The sequence below is a fragment of the Lysinibacillus agricola genome (genome assembly GCF_016638705.1).
GTDB classification, from domain to species: domain Bacteria; phylum Bacillota; class Bacilli; order Bacillales_A; family Planococcaceae; genus Lysinibacillus; species Lysinibacillus agricola.
The window spans coordinates 5006006-5018994 of record NZ_CP067341.1; the positions used below are offsets into that span (position 1 = coordinate 5006006).

At 34.4% G+C, this 12989-nt stretch carries 10 protein-coding genes; all 10 read right to left on the minus strand.

The features are described from left to right. Positions 1 to 288: 288 nt before the first annotated feature. On the minus strand, positions 289 to 2061 hold the full coding sequence (locus FJQ98_RS25040; RefSeq protein WP_053595512.1) for an oleate hydratase: 1773 nt from the start codon (positions 2059 to 2061) through the stop codon (positions 289 to 291). 536 nt (positions 2062 to 2597) lie between these two features. Beyond that, positions 2598 to 2945 (minus strand): hypothetical protein, encoded by a 348-nt coding sequence (locus FJQ98_RS25045; protein ID WP_053595511.1) that lies wholly within the window; start codon positions 2943 to 2945, stop codon positions 2598 to 2600. Positions 2946 to 3546: 601 nt separating this feature from the next. Continuing rightward, positions 3547 to 4230: a DUF554 domain-containing protein gene (locus FJQ98_RS25050; RefSeq protein ID WP_053595510.1), complete on the minus strand. Its 684-nt coding sequence runs from the start codon at positions 4228 to 4230 to the stop codon at positions 3547 to 3549. Positions 4231 to 4516: 286 nt separating this feature from the next. Beyond that, positions 4517 to 5956, minus strand: coding sequence for an MDR family MFS transporter (locus FJQ98_RS25055; RefSeq protein ID WP_053595509.1), 1440 nt, complete (start codon positions 5954 to 5956; stop codon positions 4517 to 4519). Between the two features lie 674 nt (positions 5957 to 6630). Next, entirely contained in the window at positions 6631 to 8244 is a 1614-nt protein-coding gene (locus FJQ98_RS25060) for a DUF4179 domain-containing protein (RefSeq protein WP_053595508.1), read from the minus strand. Further along, complete coding sequence (locus tag FJQ98_RS25065) at positions 8231 to 8764, minus strand: RNA polymerase sigma factor (RefSeq protein ID WP_053595507.1); 534 nt, start codon at positions 8762 to 8764, stop codon at positions 8231 to 8233. The genes FJQ98_RS25060 and FJQ98_RS25065 overlap by 14 nt, the downstream gene beginning before the upstream one ends. A 302-nt stretch (positions 8765 to 9066) precedes the next feature. Then, positions 9067 to 9537 (minus strand): GNAT family N-acetyltransferase, encoded by a 471-nt coding sequence (locus FJQ98_RS25070; protein WP_053595506.1) that lies wholly within the window; start codon positions 9535 to 9537, stop codon positions 9067 to 9069. 223 nt (positions 9538 to 9760) lie between these two features. Next, positions 9761 to 9997, minus strand: coding sequence for a small acid-soluble spore protein Tlp (gene tlp / locus FJQ98_RS25075; RefSeq protein WP_053595505.1), 237 nt, complete (start codon positions 9995 to 9997; stop codon positions 9761 to 9763). A gap of 138 nt (positions 9998 to 10135) precedes the next feature. Continuing rightward, entirely contained in the window at positions 10136 to 11134 is a 999-nt protein-coding gene (locus tag FJQ98_RS25080; RefSeq protein WP_053595504.1) for a LacI family DNA-binding transcriptional regulator, read from the minus strand. Positions 11135 to 11482: 348 nt separating this feature from the next. Continuing rightward, a complete protein-coding gene (locus FJQ98_RS25085) occupies positions 11483 to 12940 on the minus strand; it encodes an alanine/glycine:cation symporter family protein (protein ID WP_053595503.1) in 1458 nt (485 codons plus the stop codon). Between the last annotated feature and the right edge of the window lie 49 nt (positions 12941 to 12989).

Genomic DNA, 12989 nt, shown 5'->3' on the forward strand with positions numbered 1-12989 from the left:
CACACCAAAATATCAATCGTTCGAACATAAAAAACATTAATGATAATGATAATCATTTTCATTATAAGTTTCTATAATAACAAAAATCAAGGACTATACTTATCGTGATATCCATAAAAAAACTAAAAATGGCTTTCGTTTCGTGGTTTTATGCTGGTATGAAACAGCACATCTTTTTTATACAATAAAGCTTTATCCCATAAATAAAAACGGCCTGTGATTATCGGTGTAATCAACAAGCCGTTTTTTTCTAAATTTAATTTTTTAACAATACTTGATGTTAGTTTGTTAAATCAATTTACTTTCTTTAAGTAAATCATATACTATCGTGTCTTTCGTTTTATGAATACCAAATTTACCTATTTGTTTTAAGATAAATGGAGCATCTACATCTGTTAACTTTTTACCATCAAGTAAGCGAGCAGTTGAAGACAATAAAGTACGAATATCATAAGTAGATGCAAATACTTCTGGAACGCCTCGATCAATATCTAACAATTGATAAACAGCTTCCATTGCTGTTCTTACTGAATACTCAGTTGTAAATACTGTGTCTCTTTCAGTTTCACTAAAGTTCCCCATGAAGGCTAAGTTAACAGATCCATTAGGGACAACTAAAGGACGATCTCCCATTGCTCTAGGCATGAAGTAAGATGTTATATAAGGCATGTAACATGGAATTGTATTACAAGAATTTTGTGCTAAATCTGGTATTTCGTCTACAGGCACACCCATATGGTACAACCACTCTTGTGCTATCTCACTTCCAGAACATTCAGTAATACTCTTTTTAATAAAATCACCTGGTTTATTAGATAGTAAACCATAAATCCAAACTACCAATTGGTCTTTTGGTTGATCTTTAAAATGAGGTTGTCGGTTCAACGTATAGCTTAGCATCCAATTAGAATCTGTAGCAGTTACAATACCACCAGTAACTACCTTGCCAGCATATGGATCTCTTTTACTTATTTTTTCAATATACGGAGCAACTTTAGCATCCAATGTAGTTAGTGTTGCTGAAACAAACCAACTTTCTTCAGGTAGGTTATCGCAGAATTTTTCTGGTTTACCAAACTCAGAATCTTGGGAAGCTATGTTTTTCCAAAGTGACCAGCTTCCGCCTAAATCAGTGCTTATAGGAGCTGGCGTATTATTGTCACCATATGTTGTACTCTCCGTAATACTACCATTTGTAACAAACACTAATTCATTTTCTGTTAGCTCGATATTCTTTTTCACACCATTTTGTCTTAACACTAAAGTATGAGCTACTTTTTTATCGCCAACTTTATCAACTAAAACATTCTCTACAACCGTATTAAATTGAAAATCAACATTATGGCCTTCCAAATATTTAATCATAGGAAGTACTAAAGATTCGTACTGGTTATATTTTGTAAATTTCAAAGCAGATAAATCAGGTAGACCCCCTACATGGTGAATGAAACGCATAATATAACGACGCATTTCCATTGCAGAATGCCATTTTTCAAAAGCAAACATCGTAGACCAATATAGCCAGAAATTCGATTCAAAGAACTCTTCAGAGAAAACATCTGTAATTTTTTTATCATCTAATTTCTCTTCAGGAGTAAAGAATAATTTAATCATTTCTTCAGATGCTTTATCAGATAATGTAAACTTCCCATCATCCTCAAGTCTTTGTCCTCTATTATCCATCAATCTACATTTTGAATAGTTAGGATCCTCTTTATTTAACCAATAAAATTCATCTAAAACAGAAGCGTTTTCTATTTCTAAAGATGGGATTGAACGGAATAAATCCCATAGGCATTCAAAATGATCTTCCATTTCCCGACCACCACGAATAATAAAGCCTCTTGTCGGATTTAAAATACCATCAAGGCTACCACCTGAGATATCTAGTTCTTCGAGAATATGAATATTCTCTCCCTTCATTTGACCATCACGAATTAAAAAACATGCGGCTGAAAGTGAAGCTAGCCCCGAACCAACAAGATATGCTGATTTCTCATCAACCCCCACTGGTTTTTTAGGACGTGCAAAAGCCTCATAATTACCGTTACTGTAATACATAATACCGCCTCCATAACTATTATTGTGATATAGCATACCATTAATTAGCACGATGATGGTAAAATGCGAGAAAATTTAACAAAAAATTCAATTTCGAAGGTAAACTATAGAAATATATATCCTTCTAATTTGACACAACATTTCATTGCATTTTTATAAATTATTTATCGATATCTTTTGCATCAAAGGATTTATGCAATAAATTGTTCTTGTAGAGATTATCTGTACTAAACATTAAAGCACTTGGATAATTGCATGATTTTCTTTTATATATTAATCACAAAAGGCCGTCCTTAAGGGTTAAAGTGTACAATCTTTTGAGGGTAGCCTTGCATAATTATTATATTAAAAAAATAAAAAGGTGATTCAGCATTCAAAATTCACAAGGACAATTGTTATTTATCCCAGTTGACGCTTTCTTAAGGCATGTCCCCTAGAAATACAATAACCATCTATCATTTTTTTGATAGATGGTTATAAAAGTGTTTAAAATTTCTCTTTAATTTCCGAAAGGAAGATCATTCAATCTGGCTCCCTTATTTTATAAATCGTATAAATCGTTTCTTCCCAATTTGTAAAACCTCCTCATTCATCAATATCTTGTCAGTATCATCTACTGTAAGTTTTCCACCATTTAAAGAAACGTCATTTTGTTTAATTAATCGCATAAATTCACTTTTACTTTTAATATAGTTTTTAGCAATTAATGATGGAATAATATCTAGTACAGATTCTTTCCCTATTTCAATTAACATTGAGGGTATATTATCGGGAATTTGTTTCTTTGAGGAATGGTCGAACTTTGCTAGCATCTCTCCTTCATTAACAATCTTGTCTACACCCTTTTGAATAATTTCTAATTGTTCCTCTGGTTTTAAAAACATACAATACAACTCCTTGAATTCTTAATTAATATTGCAAGTTCTATAAGAGCAAAAAAAACGCCCTTTAGGAATCAACCTAAAGGACGTGTATGAACGTGCTACCACCTTAATTTAAGAATTATTCACATAACCCTTCTCAATAGGTACGGCTAAAGCGATACCTTTGCATTGATTACGGATGCAAACCCGTCGTATCCTACTAAAGTTCGGTACGCAGCTCCAAGATGTATTCATTTTAACTTTCCTTGCGCCTCTCATCGACCGGCTACTTTCTGTAAGTTCCAATCAATTATGCCTCGGCATAATTGCGTCTGGAATCGGCTTTGTGCTTGCACAAAGAACTCCTTTCCGATTCCGTGACATCCGCCGGAGGCTTTAACTTCAACGCTTTTACTCTTATACTCCAAATCGTTATCAACAATTTTTCGTTATGCAAATCTTGTTAATTATTATAGTCCCTTTATTTGAATTGTCAATAAATTAAAAGGATATTTTAAATTAAGTTGGATAATTCTTGTAAATTTACTTAACATAGCTCCCTAAGTACATTTACAGATACAATTGATAACTAAAGCCCTCTAAATGCAATATCTAATAAAAATTATAATTGGGCTAAATGAATAATCAAAAATACTATAGGAGGAATCATTAATGATGGCAGAAGATTTAACGTATTAAATTTCTTGATCCCCAAAATACTTAAACCGGAAGCTAATATTAATATACCTCCTACAATCGTCACTTCATTTAGAAGATCATTGCTTAAAGAATTCTCCATTAATATCGCAATTAAATAAATAGAACCTTGCCATACAAATAATACTATTCCTGCAACAGCTATCCCAATACCAAAAGTAGAAGCTAAAACAATTGAAGTAATTCCATCCAACATACCGTTTGCAAGCAGATATGTATAGTCTCCCTTTAACGCAGCCTCAACGGGACCTAAAATTGATAAAGTTCCAATACAAAATAATAAAATAGCAGTCGATAACCCTTCAGCTAAATTACCCTTAGAGTACTTATTTACTAAAGCATTAAATCTTGTTTCTAACTTTAGTTTTTGACCTAGTAAACCTCCTATAGCTAAACTTACAATAAAGAGCACTGGATATTTGCTTGAAGGTAAATGTTGTACTAGTGCATTTATTCCTAACCCCATAGCTACTAGTCCCATAGCCTGCATTAAAATATTATGATATTCATCTTTTATCCCCTTTTTAAAGATGCTTCCCACAATGCTCCCGACTATTATCATCATTGTATTAAATATTGTTCCAATCATAATCATTTCTCCTATTAAATAATAATCTTAACCCAAATGTATTATGAAGCTTAGCCATTTCCCCTATTGAAAATCGATTCTCCATTCAAATCTTCCTTTAGTCATAAGATATGTTTAATTTATCTTATCACAATACAGTTCATTGACCGTTATTAGTGGCAGTTTTATCAAGCATATCCTCGATTCTTATATGGCTCAACCAGTAATTTAAATGATTTTATATAATCACTCTAAAAAAATAAGCTATAAAGAAAAATTTCTTCACAGCTTATTTTTATATTATTTTTTATTGCTCACTAGTTTGTGTGGATGGTTTTAATAAGAACCAAACAACTACTAAAGTTACTAGTGCTAATATAAAAGTACCCATATAAATAAAATGTACACTTGAAGCTAATGCTTCTTGCGATTCGGTTACTACGTTTGCTGTAGTTCCTTCATGCCCACCAGAAGTTACAAGGTCAAGGTTTTTAATACCGCGTGCATGAATCATCGTGTTGAACATTGCCCCGAAAACTGCAGCTCCTAATGTTTGACTAAACGTATTGATAAATGTGTTTAAACCAATTGCTGTCCCGCGCGTATTATTTGGAACAGCCGCTTGAATTGTTACCATGTAGATAGGTGTAATAAGCCCCATTCCTAAGCCGAATAATCCAACTGCAACATAAATGAGGAATGCTGGTGAATCTGTCGACAATGTAAATAATGAAAAGGCAGCAACCGAAAGAACGCTAGCTCCAAGTAGAATGATTTGCTTCGTATTTAAGCTACCAACTAATTTACCTGAAAAAATAGTGCCAACTGTCCACATTACAGGTAGTGGCATTAAAATGAGTCCGGCGTCTGTCGCATTTTTCCCTAATACACCTTGACTCCAAATTGGAAGATACATTGTAATACTAATAATCATTGCACCAGAAATAAGCGTTAGTATATTTATAATAGATAATGTACGGTTAGAGAAAAGTGCTAGCGGAATTAATGGTTCCGGAGATTTTTTCTCAATGAATAAGAAAATAATGAATGAAAGAGCTGCAAAGATTAAGAGGCCAATAATTGTCATGTCCCCCCAGTTTTGCTTACTGCTACCTGTTAATAACGCGTATAGTAGAGCGATTGTACTTAATGAGAATACTGTTGCACCAAGATAGTCGATATGATGCTTAGCAGGCTTAATAGATTCTTTATAATAAATGACAATCATTATGCAAGCGATAATTCCAAATGGAACGTTTAAGAAGAAGATATAGCGCCAAGAAAGGGAATCAACTAAAAATCCGCCAACTAATGGTCCGATAACACCAGAGATACCCCAAACAGCACTAATCCACCCCTGTGCTTTTGCACGGTCTTTCACTTCGCTATATAAGTCACCAATGATTGTCATTGTTATTGGCATAATAGCGCCAGCACCTAGACCTTGAAGGGCACGAAAGACGATGAGCTGTTCCATCGATGTAACGATACCGCAAAGTGCAGAGCCAATTAAAAATATTGTAGCTCCGATAAGTAAAACTTTTTTACGACCGAATAAATCAGCCAGTTTCCCGTAGATTGGAGTCGAAACAGCTGTGGCAAGCATATAAATTGCATAAACCCAACTAACAAGTTCGACGCCTGACAAATCATTCGTTATACGGGGGATTGCTGTACTAATAATTGTTCCTTCAACAGCAGAAAGAAATGTCATTAACATTAATGATAAAATAACTTTTTTTCTCATATTTTTCCCTTTCACTTCCATCTAGTTAAAAAAACCAATATATAACTAAGTATTTTTTATTATATATCAACTAATAACTATGTATCTTCTAAAACGTCAAATTGAATATCTCCACCATTGAAACGGATATCAATAAAACAATTATCGTCAGACCCCATTAATTTTTCCCTCATCAACATTATGTACTTCAACTAATCTGCCCCGATTAGCACAAAAAGCGATCGCTCTAATTGAACAATCGCCCTCGTTAATGAAAAAGAAAAGCTATTTATTAAACTTCTTGATAATTGCTCATTAAATAATTCACAAGACAATCATTAATTTTAACACAAATATCCATAAAAAAAACCACCTCAAAGAATAGCTAAATGAAGTGATTTTTATCAAGCTTTAATACAAATTATCTACCTTTTTTACAAAGCACAGCAGATGTGAAGAGATAATAAAGTTGTAAACTGAGCAAGTAGCAAAAAGACGTTATAGCTACTCGCATTTAAAAGAGCTTGTTACTTAAATTAAAAGGCCCAACTTCTCTGCAAATTAATATAGAGAAATTGGGCTTTTACGTTACTTCATTTAGTTATATGAATAGGACTATCTATAGCAGGAGTTAGATTTTCAATAAATACAAATTCTTTTAAATCACCTTTGAACTTCCGAAATACTAATGCAGGTCATTTTCCAGACTTAAGTGGAATACGAAGCTCTTCATTTGGCTTATTGATTCCATAACTATAAATGTAAATATCTAGCTCTTTCTTGTCGAATTTCTCATAAACGTCCATAGATTTATTACTTTCATCATAAGATTCTGGTTCCCCTAAGATCTGTTCTTTACCGTCCAAATAATAAGTTCGATCGACTCCATCAAACGTCGGGTCTGAGCTCAAGGTTTCCACATAGAGGTTATTGTCCTTCAAATAATAAGTCCATGAGACTGGATACCCCGCAATGCTAGACGTTGTAGTTTGATGTTTTTCTGATATGTCAGTCAAATGGATTGGTTTGTCGTTCTCGTCTCCGTAAAAACTATCGATACGGTGCTTCGCGACGAGGGTTATAGGCTGATTAGCCAGAGAAGCTGCATCTAGCCCTACCACTTCAAAGCGTAGTTCTTCTTGTCCTTTACCCATAAAATACCCATTTAACAGAGTTCCACCTACATCTAGTTGATACTCTCTAAAAGGAAGAGTGTAGTAGTCTTCTTGAGTAATTTTCAAACGAACTTGGGTTGGTGTAACCTTCATTTCGTGGATTTTCGTTCCGCCAGGCACATTGTCCATAGGGATATCTAGCACTTGCTTAAATGACCCATTTTCCAACTGTTTTTTGGAAAGATTCATATTTATGCTCCAAGTACTTTCTTTTGTTTCTAGTATGTGATCATAAGAAAGCTGGAATTTAGTTCCTTCTTCACGTAAGGTGTTAGACTTGAATATTTGACTCATGTTTGCTCCCATGTCTACGAAAGAAGAACTTTCCGCTTTTTTAACAGATTTATCCGCACTATTGATTGCCTCGAAATTGATCCATCTGTTCTCCAATTCAGGATCCGTAAGCGTAACGGCTGATTTTAGGAGAACTTTACCTTCAGCTTGTTCAAAAGACTGCAAGGTCACGCTACCCAGCCCATCCTTTTGAATTGGGAACACTTGCGTAGTAGAGTCATTAGGATTATAGCTGATGGACTGCTTCTTATTGTTGATCAATCGCATGTTCTCCATTATAAACTCAACATCGGTCGTCTGCCCTTTGCCAACCCAGTCCGTTTCAAAATACCCCTGGAATTCACCAATCTCTCCATTCCATTTACCCCAATAATTGCCTTCGATAAAGTTACCCTTTGAATCTTTTAGTCCGATCACTTCAAAATCTACATCATTTACATCCTGGGGTGTTTCAGGTTTCAAACTATACAGCAATACGGTTCTGTTCTCGTCTATAAACGCCGTATGTACGGTTAACGTGACACCCTCCTTTGTAACGGACTGCTCAATCGTTTGGCCTAAGCCCTTCTCTAACGCGGACTGAATACCTTCCCTATGCGAAAGCATGCTGGACCAGTCATAATTCAGAGCTGCATAAACTGGTGTAGCCATCAAAGCTACAGATAGCCCTGCAACCAATGCAAAGCGCTTTCTTTTTCGAGGACGGAGCACAACTGGTTCACCCCCAGCAACCTTTAGCTCGTCCTGCTGGATACTGCTCCACATCTGATCAAAGTCAGGGTAATCGACATTATTTGATGCCTTCATTTGGTTTTTAAGCTTTTTCTCAATGCGTTCCAAATTGGTTCTCTCCCTTCAACCATAAGTTGTTTTTGTGTTCAAGCTTTTTGCGCATGATTTTCAATGCTTTATGGAGTCTCGACTTCACTGTTCCCACAGGAATCTGCAGGGTTTCAGCGATCTCTGCCATGGATAGCTCACCGATATAGCGGAGGGTAACAACTGCCATTAATTTGTCTGGTAGTTGCTTCAGTAGTTCCTCCCATTCTTCCTGAGCTGTTTTTTCTACTACAATCGTGTCTACGGATTTAATTGAAAATGTAGCCTGCTCATGAAGCCATTGAACCTGACCCTGTTTATCACGCTGAGTCTGATTCCGTTTTAGCAAGTTTAAGCAATGGTTCATTGCGATGCGCATGATCCAGGCACGCGTATGCTCAACGCTTTGCCAATCCTGACGAAAAACGGTGATAAATACGTCATGGCAGAGATCTTCCGCATCTTGTGCGTTTCGTAGCATGTAATAACATGTGCGGTATACATCCTTGTTATAAGAATCGAATAATTCACGCTCTGTCAATCCAAGGCACCTCCTTTCTATGCGTTATACTTTATAAACAAATGACTATTGAAAAAGGTTCATCTTTTTTGGTAAAGTCATTCTTTATTGGTATTGAATTCTTTTTTGTGAACTTCGTATTCAAAACTAAGACAACCACAATAGAAGAGAAAGCTTCTATCATAAAGAAACCACGCATTTTGAAACATTGATCAAAGTGCGAGGTTCAAATTTTATCGATATTTAATTTTAAAAATGGGAAATCAGATGTTAGCCTAAATATATTATGTATTTTTTCTGACATACTAAGCCTCGTAATATTTTTAGCAATATTTAAAAATACTAATGTAATAGTCTTCTTCTGGAAAGTCCCCGATGTATTCCAGACCATTTCTTGAATAAAACTCTTTTAACTTTTCATTTCCAGCCCAACAATCTAAATATAGTGTTTTTTTTAACTCTTTTACAAAAGAACAAGCAAATTGCGTTATTGAGGAACCAAAATCCCTCCCTTGAAATTCAGGTAATATAGCAATCTGAGATAGATATTTACTTTTCACTTCAACAGAGAACTCATTGATATTATCTATATCGTTTATGCAAAAGGTCCCAATTATTTTTTTATCTAAAAATAAAACGTAACAGAAATTATTCTTTATTTGATTAGCAATTTTTTTGTGATCCCAAGGATAATCCCATTGGTGTATTCCTTTTTGTTGTAAATCCAAAGTAGTGGTATTCAATATATACAACAATTGTTGTAAATCATCTAATTTAGCTAATCTTATCTTCATATACTTACCCCCTTCCTTTAATGGTACTAGCTTTAAATCACCTGTGTTGATATTCCATGTTCTAAAATGGGATGTAATAAGTCATTTACAACCTCATAATACAAGCAGATGGCAATGTAGAGGTCCATTATAGAACTTCTAAACCATCTGCTTTTGTAGGCAAGCACTTTTTTATCATTAGAAAGATGGAGATAAGTTAGTTCATCTTCCTAAGTCTCCAATTCTACACTTCTCCTTTTTTACGTGCCGCCATTTCATCTTTCATTTCTTCTTTTAATCCTTCAATTGACTTTTGACGTCGCTTATTTTTTTCTTTAATCATTTCACTTTGCATAGGGTCTGCAAATTCCAAACTAATTTCCGCTTCATGAAGTTTTTCTTCGGTGTTTTTAACGATATCACGGATTCGTTCAACGTTATTGGATCTATCATCTGGTTTCGAGTGTCTTGAATTAGCCATGTTAGCCTCCTAAAATTTTGACATGAATTTAGTTTGGCTTGTTTGTGTGTTTATATGTGTACTAATTTTTACTAAGGAGAAGATAAATACATTTTAACGGTACAACAAAAAAGCAACCCCCGCTTGAGGATTGCCATTTTAGTTAGTCGAATCTCGTTGAATTAATATCGGCTTAAAGCGATATAATTTTTGCTCATTGGATAGATGTTCTTTTTTGATTTTGGTTAAGAGAAGTGAAGCCGATTTTTGAGCCATTGGTAGGATGGGTTGTTTCAATGTTGTGATAGAAGGAGTTACAAATTTTGCATATGGTACATCATCAACCGCTATCACCTGTAAATCATTAGGCACGTGCAAGTTTCGTTTTTTTATATAAATCATTAATTCTTGGAAAATTCGATCATTTGCCGCAATTATTCCCTTCGGTGGTTGTTCCAATGTAAATAATTGATTGAATATCTCTTCCATCTCAGCTGGCTCACCATTTTTTATATAGCGCTCATCAATGAACAGATTTCTATTTCTTAGTGCTTGGCGAAATCCTTCTAAACGTTCGACACGAGGAGTAATCGGTAAGGTTAAAGATGTAGTGATAATGGCTAATGGTCGTTTTAGAAACGTCTCCACTGCCGTATCCATTGCGGAAAAATTATCAAGCAAAACAGCTGGAATATCTACTCCCTCAATAAATCGGTCGATAAAAACGATTGGCATTGCTTGTTGATGAAGCCTTATATAGAGATTTTTATTTTCTCCTGTTGGAAAAACTATTAAGCCATCTACCTGTTTTTCTAGTAAAGTTTCGATATGCTTCTTCTCTTTTTTAGGATTATCCGCTGAGTTACATACAATCATATGGAAGCCTTCTTTATCAAACTCTGCTTCCAGTGCGTTTATAATTTTTGTTGAAAAGTCATGGATAATATTCGCTACAATAATGCCAATCGTAAAGGTAGATTTCTGTTTTAAGCTACGAGCCATTAAATTTGGACGATATTGCAATGCTTCAACAGCTTCTTCAATTTTCTTACGAGTCTCTGCACTCATATATTCATATCGCTTATTCAAATATTGCGATACAGTACTATTCGAAACATTTGCATATTGTGCAACATCGGCAATTGTTGTTTTTTTCACTAAAATCAATCTCCTACCTATAAATATGAAAACTCTTCTTGGTATTATGTAGCATAGCATATTTTACTGGTTAAATTAACTATTCAAATAGTTATACACTTGTTCAGGTAAATCAATGCCCTTTTCCATTGTTTCTGCACTACGCTTCTGTTCAATTTCACTAGGTACCAGTACTTTATCAAAATATAGTATAAATTGAAATAAAATACAATCAAAGATGTGTGTAACAGTCTTATATTTAAACTTCTATTTTTGAAATAGTGTATCAAATATTTCAAACTTATGATTAACTTTTATAAAAATAGCCTTCTTCTGTTTAGATTGAAGAAGGCTATTGGCTCTAGTATATTATATATCTGAATTTTTATCTTGATTTATTTCCTTATTTCTATCTTCCCAAAATGTTGCATTTTTTATCCCTAGTTTAGTTGGGTTAAAGACTGGATCAACCCCTAAAGCTTTTTGTTGTTCATAATCTTTAAGAGCTCTTAAAACTGGCTTTCTTAAAAGGAAAATTCCGATAACATTAATCCAAGTAATAAGTCCAACTCCTATATCAGCTATTGACCAAATTAAATTAGCTGACACCATTCCCCCATAGAAAGTAGATAAAATGACAATGATTCGTAATGCATTCTTGTGCATTGCATTATCTCCAAAGATATACACGATATTTGTTTCAGCAACATATGCAATAAACAGTAATGTAGTAACAGCAAAGAAAAATACTGCAATAGCTACAAAGACATTACCAAATCCCTGAAATACAGAATCTACTGCTAATTGAGTGTAGCCAACTCCAATTTCAACATTGCCTATCTGGTTCACTATATAACCACCAGCTGTATTTTCAACATTATATTTTCCTGTTATCAAAATCATAAATGCAGTTGCACTACAAACAATGACCGTGTCGATAAACACACCCATTCCCTGTACTAACCCTTGTTTAATTGGATGTGAAACATCGGCTGTTGAAGCAGCATGAGGCGCAGTCCCTTGACCTGCTTCATTTGAATAAATTCCACGTTTTACTCCCCATGCAATCGCAGCACCAATAAGGCCACCAAATGTTTCCTGAGTACCGAAAGCACTAGAAAAAATTAAAGCAATAATGTCGGGTAATTGACTAATATTCATAACTACAATAATTAAAGCTATTAAAATATAGGCAAGTGCCATAAAAGGAACGACAACTTCTGAAAACTTGGCGAACCTTTTAACTCCACCAAAGATAACTGCTGATACAAGTATACAAACAAATACTGCAGTAAAAATAGGCTTAATGTTAAATGCTGTACTAAAAGATGCTGTTATTCCATTTGCCTGAATACCAGTTAATAGGAATCCATAAGCAAATGCAATAGTAATTGCAAATAATGAACCTACCCATTTTTTCCCCAATCCTTTAGATAAATAGTAGGCAGGACCTCCACGAAATTCATCTCCAACCTTTTCCTTAAAAATTTGTCCTAATGTACTTTCAAAAAAGGAAGTAGCCATACCAATAAAGGCCATAACCCACATCCAGAATATAGCTCCTGGGCCTCCTAAACCAATAGCAGTTGCAACTCCGGCTATATTTCCAATACCAACACGTCCAGCAATGGACATTAATAGTGCCTGATAAGAAGATACATTATTTTTTGATACACTTCGATCAAGTGTTCTTTTAATCATTTCTTTAAAATGTCTAATTTGTATAAATCTAGTACTAAAAGTAAAATAAATCCCTACTACTAAAATTAATCCGATAAGAGCATAACTCCACACAATAGAATTAATAGCATCAACAACCGCTTGCATTAAATTTCCCCCTTTGTATAGTTGATTTTATTAAGTTTCTCAAGTTATA

Excerpts from the sequence above, each read along its gene's own strand:
- FJQ98_RS25040 (WP_053595512.1), bottom strand. The coding sequence starts at position 2,061 with ATGTATTACAGTAACGGTAATTATGAGGCTTTTGCACGTCCTAAAAAA.
- FJQ98_RS25045 (WP_053595511.1), bottom strand. The coding sequence starts at position 2,945 with ATGTTTTTAAAACCAGAGGAACAATTAGAAATTATTCAAAAGGGTGTA.
- FJQ98_RS25050 (WP_053595510.1), bottom strand. The coding sequence starts at position 4,230 with ATGATTGGAACAATATTTAATACAATGATGATAATAGTCGGGAGCATT.
- FJQ98_RS25055 (WP_053595509.1), bottom strand. The coding sequence starts at position 5,956 with ATGAGAAAAAAAGTTATTTTATCATTAATGTTAATGACATTTCTTTCT.
- FJQ98_RS25070 (WP_053595506.1), bottom strand. The coding sequence starts at position 9,537 with ATGAAGATAAGATTAGCTAAATTAGATGATTTACAACAATTGTTGTAT.
- tlp (WP_053595505.1), bottom strand. The coding sequence starts at position 9,997 with ATGGCTAATTCAAGACACTCGAAACCAGATGATAGATCCAATAACGTT.
- FJQ98_RS25085 (WP_053595503.1), bottom strand. The coding sequence starts at position 12,940 with ATGCAAGCGGTTGTTGATGCTATTAATTCTATTGTGTGGAGTTATGCT.